The following is a 14294-nucleotide window of genomic DNA, read 5'->3' on the forward strand; positions in this document are numbered from 1 at the left end:
CAGAGGGAGGTGACCGTCGATGGTCGCAGGAGGCCGACGCGTGGCGGTGGTCGGCGTGGCCCTCTCCGACTGCGGCCGGGTGGACGACGCGACCGCGTACGCCCTGCACGCCCAGGCGGCCCGCCGCGCGCTGGCGGACGCGGGCCTCGACCGGTCCCGCGTGGACGGCTTCGCCTCCGCCGGACTCGGCACCCTGGCCCCCGTGGAAGTGGCCGACTACCTGGGACTCCGCCCCACGTGGGTGGACTCCACCTCGGTCGGCGGCGCGACCTGGGAGGTGATGGCGGCCCACGCGGCCGACGCGATCGCGACGGGGCACGCGAACGCCGTCCTGCTGGTCTACGGCTCCACGGCCCGCGCCGACATCCGGGCCGGCCGGCGCACGGGCACGTTCGCGTTCGGCGGGGGCGGCCCGCTCCAGTTCGAGGTGCCGTACGGCCATACGCTCGTCGCCAAGTACGCGATGGCCGCCCGCCGCCACATGCTGCAATTCGGCACGACGATCGAGCAGTTGGCGCAGATCGCCGTCCAGGCGCGGGCGAACGCCGCCCTGAACCCGGAGGCCATGTTCCGCGACCCGGTGACGGTGGACGACGTGCTGTCCGGCCCGATGATCGCCGACCCCTTCACCAAGCTGCACTGCTGCCTGCGCTCCGACGGCGGCGCGGCGGTCCTGCTGGCGGCCGAGGAGTACGTACGGGACTGCCGTACGGCGCCCGTGTGGGTGCTGGGCACCGGCGAGCACGTGTCGCACGCGAGCCTGTCGGAGTGGGAGGACTTCACGGTCTCACCGGCGGCGGTCAGCGGGCGGCTGGCGTTCGCACGGGCCGGGGTGCGGGCGGACGAGGTGGACTTCGCGGAGATCTACGACGCGTTCACCTACATGACGCTGGTGACGCTGGAGGACCTCGGCTTCTGCGCCAAGGGCGAGGGCGGGGCGTTCGTGGAGAAGGGGCGGCTCCTGGTGGCGGGCGGGGAGCTGCCGGTGAACACGGACGGCGGCGGCCTTTCGGCCCAACACCCGGGAATGCGGGGCCTGTTCCTCCTCGTGGAGGCGGTACGGCAACTGCGCGGCGAGGCCGGGGAACGGCAGGTGCGGCGCCCGGACGGCGAACTGCCGCGGCTGGGGGTGGCGTCGGGGACGGGCGGGTGGTTCTGCTCCTCGGGGACGGTGGTGCTGGGGCGGGAGTGAGGGTCGGCCCGTGGGGGGTGGGGCGGGAGTGAGGGTCGGCCCGTGGGGGTGGGGCGGGAGTGAGAGTCGGCCCGCGGGGGTGGGCCCGTGGGGGTGGGCCGCGTAACGTTCGCCACGTTCGACATACGTGGGCCCCTGAACCACGTAAGGATGCCCCCGTGCCCTCCGCCTCGCACCGCCGCCACCGCGCCCGCCCCGAGCGGCGCACCGCCCGCGCCTCGGTCGTCTCCGTGGTGGCCCTGGCCGCCGTGGCGCTCGTCGTGTCCCTGGTCGTGGCGTTCCGCCCCGACGGGGGCTCCGGCGAACCGGCCGCCGCACCCGCGGTGAGCGCGAAGGCGAGCGCCTCGCCGTCGGTCTCCGCCGAGCCGTCCTCGGCGTCACCGAGCCCGACGGCCGGGAAGAAGAAGAGCGTCTCCCCGAAGCCGACCCCTTCCGCCCCCTCCCCCTCCACCTCCGCGCGGCCCGCTCCCCGCACACCGGCGGCGACCGGCTCCCTCGCGGGCCGGATCCGTCCCGGCGCGAGCTATCGGGGCGTGGCGACCTCGTACGACATCGGGGACGGCGACGGCGCCTGTTCCTTCGGGCCGTCCTCGGACGTGATGACCGCGGCGATGAACACGGCGGACTACGAGACGTCGAAGGCGTGCGGGGCGTTCGTGCGGGTGCGGGCGGGCGGGAAGTCGATCACCGTCCGGATCACGAACGAGTGCCCGGCGCCCTGTGTGGCGGGCCAACTGGACCTCAGCCGGGAGGCGTTCGCGAAGCTGGCCCCGCTCTCGGCGGGCCGTATCACGGTCGACTGGAGTCTGCTGAGCCCGGCGATCTCCGACACGGTCTCGATCCGCTACAAGACGGGCTCCAGCCGGTACTGGTGCGGGATCCAGGCGCTCGGCCACCGCAATCCGCTGGCCCGTCTGGAGGTGCGTACCGGCGACGGCTCGTGGCTGAGCCTGCCGCGCGCGGAGTACAACTACTTCCTCTCCGAGCAGGGCACCGGCTGTGGGGGCGCGATCCGGCTCACGGACATCTACGGCGAGCGGCTGACGGTGGAGGGGCTCGCGGTGCGGGCGGAGGCGGTGCAGGGGACGGGGGTCCAGTTCGCCCGCCGCTGACGGGAGCGGGGCGGGGGCCGGGGCCGGACACCCGGATACTCGATCCATGACCAGGGATCTTGATGAACTGCTGAGGTCGCTCCGGGTGTGGGCGCCCGGCGTGACGGAGCTGCGGCCCTTCGACCCGGCGGCGGCCCCCGGCTCCCCGCTGGCCCTCTTCACGGAGTGGTTCGCGCAGGCGGTGGCGGCGGGTGAGCGCGAGCCGCACACCATGACCCTCGCGACGGCGGACGCGGACGGGATGCCGGACGCCCGGATCGTGATGCTGCACGGTGCCGACGCCGACGGCTGGTCCTTCGCGACGCACGCCACGAGCCGCAAGGGCCGGCAGCTCGACGCCCGCCGGTACGCGGCCCTGACCTTCTACTGGCCGGTGCTCGGCCGCCAGGTCCGGCTGCGGGGCCCGGTCTCGATCGCCCCCGCCCGGGCAGCCCAGGCCGACCTGCACGCCCGCTCGACGGGGGCGCTGGCCGCGGCGCTGACCGGCCGCCAGAGCGAGCCCCTGACGTCCCTGGAGGAGCTGGCCGCCGTCTCCGAGGCGGCCTGGCACGAGGCCCAGGCGGACCCCACGGCGGAGTCGCCGACGTGGACGCTGTACCACCTCCACCCCGAGGAGGCGGAGTTCTTCCAGGGCGACGAACGGCGGCGGCATGTGCGGGTGACGTACCGGAGGGAGGGTGAAGGCTGGTCCCGGGGCCTTCTGTGGCCATGAGACACCGGGGGTCTCAGTCCTGGCCGCCCAGGTAGTTCATGGCCCCCGCCCGGGGCAGCACGGCCCACATCCGGGTGCCCCCGCCCGGTTCACGGGCCCCGCCGATGCCCCAGTCGCCCCGGCAGGCCCGGACGACCTCGTCCAGGAGCCGCAGGGTGGCCCGCCGGTTCAGCACGCAGAGGGCGCCGAGGCGGGCGTGGGTGTGGCGGGGGTGCCCGTCGTACACGGTCACCCGGAGGGCGGCGTCGCGGTAACGCAGCGACACGTACATCTCCTTGGTGAGGGAGAGACGGTAGGCGCAGGTGGTCAGTTCACTCACGACTTGGACGACCGGCTCGGCCACATCATCCAGCCGGTGCGCCCGAAGGACGGCGCGGGTGGTGGCCCGTGCGACCCCGGGACTACGGGGCGCCGCCGGAAGGGTGAAGCTGTAGCAGAGATCCTCGGGCCGACTGGCGACGAACGGGGCGTCACCCTTGCCGGAGGTCGGCGACAGGCAGGACACGACGTCGAGGTGCACGACAACTCCCTTTCCTCACGGGGGGTTTCTCCCGGTGGCCTGTCTCCCTGCCACACGCCCACCCCTCCCAGGGAAGGAGAAGCCGAGCGAACGTGCGTGATGCGCTTCCGGGCGAATCTGTGACGGCTCTGTGGTCGAGCCATGACTGACTGTAGAGATCGCGGGGTCACAGTGTCCAGAAAGATGGGGGTAATTACCCCTATCGTGGTTGGACTTGGATGCGGCGTGAGGGCCAGACTCGGGGTGTCCTCGGCAGGAAAGGGCAGGGATGACCACGAGAAGCACGCCGACCGAGCGGCAGAAACGCCTGGGCGCGGAGATGCGGAGAATGCGGCTGGCGGCGGGGGTGACCACCGAGGACGCCGCCGGGCTGCTCGGCATCAACAGAACGCGCCTGTCCAACATGGAGTCCGGCATCCGCCCCTTCTCGGCGGACCGGATTCGCACCCTCGCCTGCAACTACGGCTGTCCTGACGAGAGTTACGTCGATGCGCTGATCGCAATCACTGAGTCCAAGGAGCGGGGGTGGTGGGAGCAGTATCGCGGCACCCTCCCCACGGGCCTGCTGGACATCGCCGAGGTGGAATGGCACGCGGCACGTATCCGGACCGTGCAATTCATGCACGTACCTGGGCTGCTCCAGACCGAGGAGTACGCCCGAGGCGTCTTCAGCGCAGTACTGCCACCCATCAGGCGTCTGGACGTCGAACTGCGCGTGGCCCATCGCATGGAGCGCCAGCAGGTCTTCGAGCGGCCCTCCCCTCCCGGGTACCTCGCCTACGTCCATGAGGCGGCGCTGCGCATGCGGTTCGGCGACGGGACGACCCGCGAGCAGTTGAGGCACGTGGCCGAGCGGTCCGAGCAGGACGGAATCGACGTACGGATCATCCCCATGAGCGTCAGCGGCTTCCCCGGGGCCGGACACGCGATGCTCTATGCGGACGGCCCCGTGCGCCAACTCGACACCGTGCAACTGGACTCGGCACACGGGCCGGTATTCACGGACGCGGAGACCCAACTCACCAAGTACCGTGCTCACCTGGACTGGATGGACGAGGCGGCGCTGCCGACGGCGGCCTCACGTGACCTCATCCTCGCTATCGCCCGCGAACTCTGAGGACGGCCCATGAGCACCGAGATCACCTGGGAAGACCCCTACTGCGGCGAAGGCAACAACTGCTTCCGCATAGGCACCGACCCCACCGGCAACGCCTACATAGCCGTCACCGGCCAGGAAGACGCCCCCCTCACCGACACCCACGAGGCTCTCCGCGCCCTCATCCTCAACATCAAGGCAGGCAAAGCCGACCACCTGCTGTGAACGGCAGTGCTCGCCAGGGCAGTTAATCCTGACCCGCGTCCCTGGTCAGCGCGGCCAATAGCTCGGGGTCGGCGTGGATCTCCGCCGTGTGCTGCCAGGCGGTGAGGAGTTGGGCGATGGACGCGTCCTTGTCGGCGGAGTCCGGCGCCCCCAACGCGTCGGAGAGTTCGGCGGTGAAGACCTGGACGTCAGCCTCGGGCAGGAAGCGGACCCACGGGAAGGGGACAGGGTTCTCTGGGGGCATGGCGTCGAAAGTACGTCGGCAGCTACCGCATTCGCCGCGTCCGGCACCGCGCTCACCCGAACGAGCGCCCCCCGCTCACGACACCTCCGGCTCCCCGTCCGTGGACAGGCGGCCGTGGAGGTGGACGTCTCGGTACGCGTCGCGGCGGTTGGCCTGCCACATCGCGCCTCGTAGCGTGCCCTCGGGGCGGAATCCGCAGTGTTCCGCTATGCGGCAGGACGCCTCGTGGCCCAGGGCGTGGCCGAGTTCCAGGCGGTGGAGGCCGAGGTCGGTGAAGGCCCAGTGGGACGCGAGGAGGAGGGAGCGGGTGGCGACGTGGCGGCCGCGGGCCTCCGGGAGGACCCAGTAGCCGACCCGGGCCACGCTGATCACCCGGTCGATCGCGTGGACGCCGATCTGGCCGAGGACCGCCCCGTCGGCCGCGTCCGTGACGCAGAAGGTCATGCCCGTGCCGGCGGACATGTCCGCCGCCCTCGCCTCCAGCGCGGCCCGGGCGCTCGCGAGGTCGGTGATCGTCCGCAGCGGGGTGTTCCAGCGCCGGAAGTCCTCGTCGGCGTGCCCGCGCAGCCACGCGTCGACGTCACCGGGGTCCTCCGGGTCCCAGGGGCGAAGCAGCAGGTCATGGCCGTGGAGAATCATCCCGCCATTGAAACACCCGGCCCTTACGCCGGGCCGAACACCGGTACCCCCTCCCGGAACCGCACCTCCAGCACCATCCCCGCCCGCAGCGCACACACCCCCACGTCCACCACCTCCGTCGACATCCGCGGCCCCTCCGCGAGGTCGACCACGGCGGCGACGTACGGCGTGCGCTCCCCGAAGGGCGGCAGGTCGCTGCGGTGGACGACGGACCAGGTGTAGAGCGTGGCCCGGCCGCTGGCGTTCTCCCAGGTCACGGACTCGCTCCAGCAGTACGGGCAGAACTCCCGGGGGTAGTGGTGGGCCCGCCCGCAGTCCCCGCAGCGCCGGATCAGCAGCCGGCCCTCCGCCGCCGCGTCCCAGTACGCGCGCGTGAAGGCGTCCGCCTCGGGAAGGTCGTACCGCCGTGTCCCGGCCATCGTCACCACCGCCTCCCCGGTCAGAACCACCCCAGCGCACTGTCCACCGACCATGTCTGCCACGCCATCCCGCCCAGGCCGACGAGCGAGATCAGCGCCATCATCCCGTTCTGCCCCTGCTCGGCCCAGTCATGGATCATGAGGACGAGATAGATCAGGTTGAGGAGCAGCCCGGCCGCCAGGGCGATCGGCGTGAGGAAGCCGAGGACCAGACCCAGCCCGAGGGCCAGTTCGGCGTAGAGGACGACGTACGCCATCACGCGCGGGCGCGGCCGTACGACCACCCCGAAACCCGAACGGACCGCGTTCCAGCGGTGCTTGGCCGCGATCTCCGCCGCCCAGGCGATACCGCCGCCCTCGAACCAGCTCCGCTTGTCCTTGTGCCGCCAGCTCTCCAGCCACCACAGCCCGAGCCCGATCCGCAGGACGGCCAGCCATTCCGCACCCGTGAGCCAGATAGCGTCCATGGATCTGACGGTACGTCAGATCCAGCACACCGGGAAGCCCCGCCTCCACGACCGGGTGAAGTACGTCACCGGTCCCACCCACCGCTCCCCCAAGCGTGATCGATCCGCAACCAATTCCGGTCTTGACCGAGACCCATCAACCGCGCACGTGATTACGCTCGCGCTCATGGAAGACTCCGCACCGCCCGAGCCCGGCAACGGGCCCACCCCCGCTCCCGTGGCGACCACCAGCGCCGCTCCCGCCGCGAACCCCGCCGACCGCCCGGTCTACGTGGTCGGCGGCGGCCCCGGCGGGCTCGCCGTCGCGCACGCCCTGCGCGCCCGGGGGATACGCGCGGTCGTGGTGGAGAAGGCCGAGGTCGGAGCGTCCTGGAGCCGCCACTACGACCGGCTGCGGCTGCACACCACCCGGCGGACCTCCGCCCTCCCCGGGCTGAAGATGCCCCGCCGCTTCGGGCGTTGGGCCAAGCGGGACGACGTGGTGCGGTACCTGGAGAAGTACGCCGAGGTCCATGAGCTGGAGATCATCACCGGCGTCGAGGTCTCCCGGATCGAGCGCTCGGCCGACGGCACCGGCTGGCTGCTGCACGGCACCGGCGGACGGGAGCTGACCGGCGCGGCGGTCGTCGTCGCCACCGGCTACAACCACACCCCGCACCTGCCGGACTGGCCGGGCCGCGAGACCTACGACGGCGACCTCGCGCACGCCGCCGCCTACCGTGACGGCACCCCGTACGCGGGCCGGGACGTGCTCGTCGTCGGCGTCGGCAACACCGGCGCCGAGATCGCCGTCGACCTGGTGGAGCACGGGGCGTCCCGGGTCCGGCTGGCGGTCCGCACGGTCCCGCACATCGTCCGCCGCTCGACCGCCGGCTGGCCCGCCCAGTACAGCGGCATCCTGGTCCGGCGGCTGCCCGTCGGCCTGGTCGACCGGATCTGCCGGGTCATGGCGCTGACCCTGCCCGACCTCTCCGCGCAGGGGCTGCCGCGCCCCGACAGCGGGCTCTACACCCGGGCCCGGGAGGGCGCGATCCCGGTGCAGGACGTCGGTCTGATCGACGGTGTGCGCAAGGGCCGTATCGAGGTGGTCGCCGCCGTGGACGCCTTCGAGGAGGGCGGCAAGGTGCTCCTCGCGGACGGCACCCGGATCTCGCCGGACGCCGTGGTCGCCGCAACCGGTTACGTCCGCGCCCTGGAGCCCCTGGTCGGTCATCTCGGCGTGCTCGACGAGCGCGGCCTGCCCCTCGCGCACGGACCGCAGTCCCCGGCCAACGCGCCCGGCCTGTACTTCACCGGGTTCACCACACCCATCAGCGGCACCCTGCGCGAGCTGGGCATCGACGCGGAACGGATCGCCAAGGCCGTGCGCCGGCAGTTCCGGTGACACCCCGCGGCGACCAACTCCGTTAGCCGCCAACCCACTTACTCGTGCGCCGAATGTGACCCGAGCGTTGTCCCGTGCCCGGGCGCGGAGCCAGAATGTGAGCCCTGTTCATCTTTCCGGCTCCGCCCGCCCCTCTCCCACGGAGGCCGCACGTGGCAAGTGAAAGACCGCACACGGCAAGTGAAAGACCCCTCTCCCGTCGCTCCCTGCTCGGCCGGACCGCCGCCGTCACGGCCGTGGCCGCCGGCGCGACCGCCCTGACCGCGGCCTCGGCCGGTACGGCCGCCGCGGCCTCCCGGGACGTGGACGTCGCGATCGTCGGCGCCGGTCTGGCCGGTCTCACCGCGGCCAACGACCTGGTCGCCGCCGGGCGGACGGTCGCCGTCCTGGAGGCCCGCGACCGCGTCGGCGGCCGGGTGCTCGGCCTCACCCTGCCGAACGGCGAAGTCACCGAGGGCGGCGGCGAGTTCATCGGCCCCACCCAGACCCGTATCAAGGCCCTCGCCGACTCCCTCGGCGTACGGACCTTCGCCACCTACAACACCGGCAACAACCTCCTCTACAAGGACGGCAGGAAGACCCCGTACGCCACCGACGGCCTGCTCGGCTCGGTCCCGCCGGTCGACGTCGCCGGACTCGCCAACGCGGCCGCCGTACAGGCCGCGTTGGACGACATGGCCGGGCAGGTGCCGGTCGACGCGCCCTGGACCGCCGCCAAGGCGGAGGAATGGGACCGGCAGACCTTCGAGACCTGGCTGCGCGCCCACGCCGTCGTCCCGTCGGCCAAGTTCCTGCTGGACGTGGCCTGTACGTCGATCTTCTCGGCCGAGCCGCGTGAACTCTCCCTGCTGTTCGTGCTGTTCTACATCGCCGCCGCCGGAGAGCCGGGCACGCCGGGCACGTTGGAGCGGCTGACCGAGACCGCGAACGGCGCCCAGGAACTGCGGTTCACCGGCGGTTCGCAGCAGGTGCCGGAGAAACTGGCCGCCACCCTCGGCGACCGCGTGGTCCTCAACGCCCCGGTGCGCACGATCACCCGGTCCGGCGGCGGTTCGTACGTCGTGACGGCGGACGGCGTCACCGTCACGGCGAAGCGGGTCGTGGTCGCCGTACCCCCGCCGCTGGCGGCCCGGATCTCCTACGACCCGCTGCTGCCGGCCGCCCGGGACCAGCTCACCCAGCGGCTGCCGATGGCCTCGGTCGGCAAAGCGATCGCCGTCTACGACACCCCCTTCTGGCGGGCGGACGGACTCAACGGCCAAGTGGTGAGCGACACCGGGGTGATCAGCTCCACCTTCGACAACTCCCCGCCGGACGCCTCCTTCGGCGCGCTGATGGGCTTCATCGAGGCCGACCGGGCACGCGAGCTGGACGCGGCGGGCGAGGCGGAGGTCAGGGCGGCCGTCCTCAAGGACTACGTGACCTACTTCGGCCCGAAAGCCGCCTCCCCCACGGCGTTCGTCCTGCAACGCTGGAACAACGAGCGTTACACCCGGGGCGGCCCCGTCTCCATCGCCGCGCCCGGCGTCCTGACCCGGTACGGGCGCGCGCTGCGCGAGCCGGTCGGCGGCATCCACTGGGCCGGGACGGAGACCTCCGTCCACTGGATGGGGTTCATGGACGGCGCGGTGCGGTCGGGCGAGCGGGTGGCGAAGGAGGTGCTGGCCGCCCTGTAGGGCGGCCGTCCCGCCGGTGCGACCACCCGTTCGTCCTTTCTGTGTGCACACCCATTCCTGACACTCTGTCAGTTCTGTAATCTGACAGAGCGTCAGTTACTTGGCGGTCACAGTGCAGTTCCAGTCACACAGGAGCGGGGCGGACCGATGCTTGGATCAACCCACGGCACCCTCACCACCGACTCCCGCCGGGCCCGTGTCCTCGCCTGCGGCGAGCAGCCCGGTCCGGCCGTGCACGGGCGGCCGGGCGACGCGGACGACCTCGACGTCAGCGGCCGTCCGCTGTACGCCGACACCCCCGATCTGGACCGGTTCTTCCGGCCCGGGTCGGTCGCGGTCGTCGGCGCCTCGGACACCGAGGGCCGCCCGAACACCGGCGTCACCCGGCAACTGGTGCGCTGGGCCGAGCGGGTGGGGGCCCGGCTGCACCCGGTGCATCCCACCCGCACCTCGGTCTTCGGCATCCCCTGCGTCCCCTCGGTGACCGAGCTGCCCGAACAGGTCGACGTGGCCGTGCTGTTGGTGGCCGATCCGCTGCCGGTGATCGAGCGGCTCGCGGAGGCGAAGGTGCGGTTCGTGGTCGTCTTCGCCTCCGGTTTCGCGGAGACCGGCGAGGCGGGGGCCGCCGCGCAGGCCCGGCTCACGGCGGCGGTGCGGCGCTCCGGGATGCGGCTGCTCGGGCCCAACACCAACCTCAACGCCTTCGAGTTGTTCCGCGACGACCTGAAGGGCCCGGCCATCGCGCTGATCACCCAGTCCGGGCACCAGGGCCGTCCGGTCTTCGCCCTCCAGGAGAACGGCGTCCGCCTCTCCCACTGGGCGCCGACCGGCAACGAGGCCGATCTGGAGACCGCCGACTTCCTCTCCTACTTCGCCGAACACGCCGACGTCGGCGCCATCGCCGCCTATGTCGAGGGACTCAAGGACGGGCGTGCCTTCCTGCTCGCCGCCGACCGGGCCGCCCGGCGCGGGGTGCCGGTGGTCGCGGTGAAGGTCGGCCGCACCGAGACCGGCGCCCGCACCGCCGCCTCCCACACCGGGAAACTGACCGGCGCCGACGAGGTCGTGGACGCCGCGATGCGCCAGTTCGGGGTGATCCGCGTCGACGGCCTCGACGAACTCCAGGACACCGCGGCCCTGTTGGCGCGGGCCAGGCCGCCGCAGGCCGACGGGGTCGTCGTCTACTCGATCTCGGGCGGCACCGGCGCGCACGCGGCCGACCTCGCGACGGCGGCGGGGCTGCGGCTGCCGGTGTTCTCACCGGCCCGCCAGGCCGAACTGCACCAGTGGATCCCCGAGTACCTGAACGTGGCCAACCCGGTGGACAACGGCGGCCATCCGGTGGGCGACTGGCGCGGCCGGAAGATCATCGACACGATCCTCGCCGATCCGGCCGTGGGCGTCCTGATCTGTCCGATCACCGGCCCGTTCCCGCCGCTCAGCGACCGTCTCGTCCAGGACCTGGTGGACGCGGCCGAGCACACGGACAAGCTGGTGTGCGTGGTGTGGGGCTCCCCGGTGGGCACGGAGGCCGCGTACCGGGAAGTCCTGCTCGGTTCCTCGCGGGTGGCCACCTTCCGCACCCTCGCCAACTGCGTCGCGGCGGTCCGCGCCTTCCTCGACCACCACCGCTTCGTCCGCGACTACCGCTCCCCCTTCGACCAGGCGCCGCGCACCCCGTCGCCGTCCTGCCGCAAGGCGCGGATGCTGATGCGGCCGGGCCATCAGCTCAGCGAGCACGCGGCGAAACAGCTCCTGCGCGCCTACGGCATCCGGGTCCCGCGCGAGCAGCTCGTCACCAGCGCGGCGGCCGCCGTCCGGGCGGCGGGGCTGGTCGGCTATCCGGTGGTGATGAAGGCGTCCGGCGGCCAGATCGCCCACAAGACCGAACTGGGCCTGGTGAAGATCGGCCTGACCTCGGCCAGCCAGGTCCGCGACGCCTACCGCGAGCTGACCGACATCGCCCGCTACGAGGACGTCGGCCTGGACGGTGTCCTGGTGTGCCAGATGGTCGAGCGGGGCGTGGAGATGTTCGTCGGCGTCACCCACGACGACCTGTTCGGGCCGACGGTGACGGTCGGGCTCGGCGGGGTGCTGGTGGAGGTCCTGCGGGACACCGCGGTGCGCGTCCCGCCGTTCGGCGAGGACCAGGCCCGCGCGATGGCGGCCGAACTGCGCGGCCGGGCCCTGCTGGACGGCGTCCGCGGCCGTCCCCCGGCCGACCTGGACGCGCTCGTCGAGGTGATCCTTCGGGTGCAGCGGATGGCGCTGGAGCTGGGCGACGACCTCGCCGAACTCGACATCAACCCGCTGATGGTGCTGCCCCGGGGGCAGGGCGCGGTGGCCCTGGACGCGCTGGCGGTGTGCCGGTGACGCCGCCCGGCGCCGGGATCCTGGTCACGGTGGACGGCCATGTCACCCGCCTCACCCTCGACCGGCCCGAGGCCCTCAACGCCCTCACCCCCGCCCTGCGCGACGAGCTGATCGGCCTGCTCGCCGCCGCCTCCGCCGATCCGGACATCCGGGCGGTGATCCTCACGGGAACCGGCCGGGGCTTCTGCGCGGGCGCGGATCTGCGGGGCGGGGCGGGGGCGGGTGAGCGGGGGGCCGGGAGGCGCTTGGCCGAGGAGCGGGGGGCTGGAGAGCGCCTGGCCGAGGAACGCGTGGGCGGAGAGCGGAGGGCCGGGGAGCCCGTGGCCGAGGAGCGCGGGGCCCGAGAGCGCGTGGGCGGAGAGCGCGAGGCCGAGCAGCGCGGGGGCGGAGAGCGAAGGGCCGGGGAGCCCGTGGCCGAGGAGCGCGGGGCCCGAGAGCGCGTGGGCGGAGAGCGCGAGGCCGAGCAGCGCGGGGGCGGAGAGCGAAGGGCCGGAGAGCGCGAGGCCGAGCAGCGCGGGGCCCGAGAGCGCCTGGCCGAGCAGCACGTGGGCGGAGAGCGGAGGGCCGGGGAGCCCGTGGCCGAGCAGCGTGGGGCCGGAGAGCGCGTGGCCGCACAGCGCGGCGCCGGGAAACCCGTAACCGAACAGCACCCGGCCCCAGAGCACGGCGCCGGGGAACCCGTAACCGAACAGCGCCTGGCCGGGGACGTGGCCCGGACTCTGCGGCTCGGCGCCCAGCGGCTGATCTCCGCCGTTCTCGACTGCGAGAAGCCGGTGATCGCCGCCGTGAACGGCACGGCGGCCGGGCTCGGCGTGCATCTCGCGCTCGCCTGCGATCTGGTGCTGGCCGCCGAATCGGCCCGTTTCATCGAGGTGTTCGTGCGCAGGGGCCTGGTCCCGGACGGCGGCGGCGCCTATCTGCTGCCCCGGCTGATCGGCCCGCAGCGCGCCAAGGAGCTGATGTTCTTCGGCGACGCGCTCACCGCGGCGGACGCCGAACGCCTCGGTCTGGTCAACCGGGTCGTCCCGGACGCCGACCTGCCGAAGACCGCCCACGACTGGGCCGCCCGGCTCGCCGCGGGCCCGACCCGCGCCCTGGCCCTGACCAAGCAGCTCGTCAACGCCTCCCTCGACACCGACCGCGCCACCGCCTTCGCGGCCGAGGCTGCCGCCCAGGAGATCAACATGACGACGGCGGACGCCCGGGAGGGCGTGGCGAGCTTCGTGGAACGGCGGGGGGCACGCTTCCGGGGCCGGTGACCCCAGGGGGACTTCAGGGGGACTTCAGGACGGCGCCCACTTCAGGATCCGTACGTCCCCCGCGTCCGGGTCCCCCAGCACCGCGAAGAGTTCGGGGGCCCGGTCCGTGCCGCTGATCGTCCAGGTCAGCTCGTCGCCGCAGCCGCTGCCGGTGCCGCTGCCCTCGGCGATCCGCAGGACGACGGCGTCCCGGCGGGCGTAGTCGTCGGCTCGGCCGAGCGCCCAACTGCCCGTGCCCTCGCAGACGATCACCGCGCCGTAGGAGCCGGGCTCGTCCGCCGGGATCTCCGTCAGCTCGGCCCGGCCGCCGGGCCGCAGCAGCAGCTCCGCGCCGTCCGCGCCGCGCCAGACGCCGGCGAGCCGGGCGGCGGACAGCTCGGGGGGCTCGTACTCCTCGATCAGGCCGGTGACCGTGGCGAGGAGGCCGCCCAGCACGGTGAGCACGGACAGCGCGACGGAGGCGACCCCCGCCCGCCACCAGGTGCCCCAGGTCCCCCGGGGACGCTGCCTCGTCCGGTACACGGCGAGGACGGGCAGGACACCGAGCGCCGCGAGCACCACGGCGGTGGTGACGAACGGCAGCCTCCACAGGGCGGCCGCCGCCCCGGCCCAGGCCACCGCGACCAGCACCGTGCCCAGCAGGTGCCGTACCCACTCGGGCCAGGGCAGGGGGCGCAGCGCGGTGCGGGCGAGGGTGAGGGCGGGCAGGGTCTGCGCGCAGGCGTGCGCCAGGCCCAGGAACGGCAGGTACAGGGGCGCGAAGACCGCCAGACAGGCCAGTCCCCAGGAGGGGCCCATGAGTCCGTAGTCCTCGGTGTCCAGCCGCTGGAACCACCACAGCAGGAAGGCCACGGGGAGCTGTGCCGCCCCTGCCGCCGCGGCGGCGGACGTCGCGGCTTTCCCCCAGTTCAGACCCGTCTTCGTACGCATGTTCTCCCACCCCATGGGCGGCAGCGTACGTGATACGCGCGATGCA

Annotated in this window: 15 protein-coding genes; 9 read left to right on the forward strand and 6 right to left on the reverse strand. The window is 73.1% G+C overall.

Annotated elements, in window-relative coordinates:
* Window positions 1-19: 19 nt before the first annotated feature.
* The 3 genes from AFM16_RS17465 to AFM16_RS17475 all read left to right on the forward strand — a co-directional run bounded on the left by AFM16_RS17465 (window position 20) and on the right by AFM16_RS17475 (window position 3016).
* Window positions 20-1192, forward strand: coding sequence for a thiolase C-terminal domain-containing protein (locus AFM16_RS17465; protein ID WP_078633869.1), 1173 nt, complete (start codon window positions 20-22; stop codon window positions 1190-1192).
* Between the two features lie 158 nt (window positions 1193-1350).
* Window positions 1351-2304 carry an expansin EXLX1 family cellulose-binding protein gene (locus AFM16_RS17470; protein WP_078633870.1) on the forward strand — a complete coding sequence of 318 codons (954 nt, stop codon included), beginning with the start codon at window positions 1351-1353 and terminating at the stop codon, window positions 2302-2304.
* A 46-nt stretch (window positions 2305-2350) separates the two neighbouring features.
* Window positions 2351-3016, forward strand: coding sequence for a pyridoxine/pyridoxamine 5'-phosphate oxidase (locus tag AFM16_RS17475; protein ID WP_078633871.1), 666 nt, complete (start codon window positions 2351-2353; stop codon window positions 3014-3016).
* Between the two features lie 13 nt (window positions 3017-3029).
* On the opposite strand, the gene AFM16_RS17480 is transcribed toward AFM16_RS17475, so the two are convergent.
* Window positions 3030-3536, reverse strand: a complete 507-nt coding sequence (locus AFM16_RS17480; protein ID WP_245177722.1) for an ATP-binding protein — start codon at window positions 3534-3536, stop codon at window positions 3030-3032.
* 268 nt (window positions 3537-3804) lie between these two features.
* Between AFM16_RS17480 and AFM16_RS17485 the strand changes: the two genes are divergently transcribed.
* Window positions 3805-4653: a helix-turn-helix domain-containing protein gene (locus AFM16_RS17485; RefSeq protein WP_078633872.1), complete on the forward strand. Its 849-nt coding sequence runs from the start codon at window positions 3805-3807 to the stop codon at window positions 4651-4653.
* 9 nt (window positions 4654-4662) lie between these two features.
* The gene (locus tag AFM16_RS17490) at window positions 4663-4857 is read left to right on the forward strand and encodes a hypothetical protein (protein WP_078633873.1); all 195 of its coding nucleotides are present in this window, start codon (window positions 4663-4665) and stop codon (window positions 4855-4857) included.
* Between the two features lie 22 nt (window positions 4858-4879).
* Here AFM16_RS17490 and AFM16_RS17495 read toward each other — a convergent pair whose 3' ends face one another.
* The 4 genes from AFM16_RS17495 to AFM16_RS17510 all read right to left on the reverse strand — a co-directional run bounded on the left by AFM16_RS17495 (window position 4880) and on the right by AFM16_RS17510 (window position 6626).
* Window positions 4880-5101, reverse strand: a complete 222-nt coding sequence (locus tag AFM16_RS17495; protein ID WP_179123285.1) for a hypothetical protein — start codon at window positions 5099-5101, stop codon at window positions 4880-4882.
* Between the two features lie 75 nt (window positions 5102-5176).
* Complete coding sequence (locus AFM16_RS17500) at window positions 5177-5740, reverse strand: GNAT family N-acetyltransferase (protein WP_078633874.1); 564 nt, start codon at window positions 5738-5740, stop codon at window positions 5177-5179.
* 23 nt (window positions 5741-5763) lie between these two features.
* Window positions 5764-6159 (reverse strand): Zn-ribbon domain-containing OB-fold protein, encoded by a 396-nt coding sequence (locus AFM16_RS17505; protein WP_078636995.1) that lies wholly within the window; start codon window positions 6157-6159, stop codon window positions 5764-5766.
* Between the two features lie 20 nt (window positions 6160-6179).
* A complete protein-coding gene (locus tag AFM16_RS17510; protein WP_078633875.1) occupies window positions 6180-6626 on the reverse strand; it encodes a DoxX family protein in 447 nt (148 codons plus the stop codon).
* Between the two features lie 166 nt (window positions 6627-6792).
* Here AFM16_RS17510 and AFM16_RS17515 point away from each other — a divergent pair, with 166 nt between their 5' ends.
* The 4 genes from AFM16_RS17515 to AFM16_RS40650 all read left to right on the forward strand — a co-directional run bounded on the left by AFM16_RS17515 (window position 6793) and on the right by AFM16_RS40650 (window position 13318).
* Window positions 6793-8010: a flavin-containing monooxygenase gene (locus AFM16_RS17515; protein WP_078633876.1), complete on the forward strand. Its 1218-nt coding sequence runs from the start codon at window positions 6793-6795 to the stop codon at window positions 8008-8010.
* A 152-nt stretch (window positions 8011-8162) separates the two neighbouring features.
* Window positions 8163-9686, forward strand: coding sequence for a flavin monoamine oxidase family protein (locus AFM16_RS17520; RefSeq protein ID WP_078633877.1), 1524 nt, complete (start codon window positions 8163-8165; stop codon window positions 9684-9686).
* A gap of 147 nt (window positions 9687-9833) precedes the next feature.
* The gene (locus AFM16_RS17525; RefSeq protein WP_030785203.1) at window positions 9834-12059 is read left to right on the forward strand and encodes an acetate--CoA ligase family protein; all 2226 of its coding nucleotides are present in this window, start codon (window positions 9834-9836) and stop codon (window positions 12057-12059) included.
* A gap of 29 nt (window positions 12060-12088) precedes the next feature.
* The gene (locus tag AFM16_RS40650; protein WP_370628139.1) at window positions 12089-13318 is read left to right on the forward strand and encodes an enoyl-CoA hydratase-related protein; all 1230 of its coding nucleotides are present in this window, start codon (window positions 12089-12091) and stop codon (window positions 13316-13318) included.
* Window positions 13319-13342: 24 nt separating this feature from the next.
* Here AFM16_RS40650 and AFM16_RS17540 read toward each other — a convergent pair whose 3' ends face one another.
* Entirely contained in the window at window positions 13343-14248 is a 906-nt protein-coding gene (locus AFM16_RS17540; protein ID WP_256861321.1) for a hypothetical protein, read from the reverse strand.
* Between the last annotated feature and the right edge of the window lie 46 nt (window positions 14249-14294).

Origin of the sequence: Streptomyces antibioticus, from assembly GCF_002019855.1 — a bacterium.
GTDB classification, from domain to species: Bacteria; Actinomycetota; Actinomycetes; order Streptomycetales; family Streptomycetaceae; genus Streptomyces; species Streptomyces antibioticus_B.

What these genes read in the sequence shown, in the direction of transcription:
- AFM16_RS17465 (WP_078633869.1), top strand. Translation starts at nt 20, where the DNA reads ATGGTCGCAGGAGGCCGACGCGTGGCGGTGGTCGGCGTGGCCCTCTCC.
- AFM16_RS17475 (WP_078633871.1), top strand. Translation starts at nt 2,351, where the DNA reads ATGACCAGGGATCTTGATGAACTGCTGAGGTCGCTCCGGGTGTGGGCG.
- AFM16_RS17485 (WP_078633872.1), top strand. Translation starts at nt 3,805, where the DNA reads ATGACCACGAGAAGCACGCCGACCGAGCGGCAGAAACGCCTGGGCGCG.
- AFM16_RS17490 (WP_078633873.1), top strand. Translation starts at nt 4,663, where the DNA reads ATGAGCACCGAGATCACCTGGGAAGACCCCTACTGCGGCGAAGGCAAC.
- AFM16_RS17495 (WP_179123285.1), bottom strand. Translation starts at nt 5,101, where the DNA reads ATGCCCCCAGAGAACCCTGTCCCCTTCCCGTGGGTCCGCTTCCTGCCC.
- AFM16_RS17500 (WP_078633874.1), bottom strand. Translation starts at nt 5,740, where the DNA reads ATGATTCTCCACGGCCATGACCTGCTGCTTCGCCCCTGGGACCCGGAG.
- AFM16_RS17505 (WP_078636995.1), bottom strand. Translation starts at nt 6,159, where the DNA reads ATGGCCGGGACACGGCGGTACGACCTTCCCGAGGCGGACGCCTTCACG.
- AFM16_RS17510 (WP_078633875.1), bottom strand. Translation starts at nt 6,626, where the DNA reads ATGGACGCTATCTGGCTCACGGGTGCGGAATGGCTGGCCGTCCTGCGG.
- AFM16_RS17515 (WP_078633876.1), top strand. Translation starts at nt 6,793, where the DNA reads ATGGAAGACTCCGCACCGCCCGAGCCCGGCAACGGGCCCACCCCCGCT.
- AFM16_RS17525 (WP_030785203.1), top strand. Translation starts at nt 9,834, where the DNA reads ATGCTTGGATCAACCCACGGCACCCTCACCACCGACTCCCGCCGGGCC.
- AFM16_RS17540 (WP_256861321.1), bottom strand. Translation starts at nt 14,248, where the DNA reads ATGCGTACGAAGACGGGTCTGAACTGGGGGAAAGCCGCGACGTCCGCC.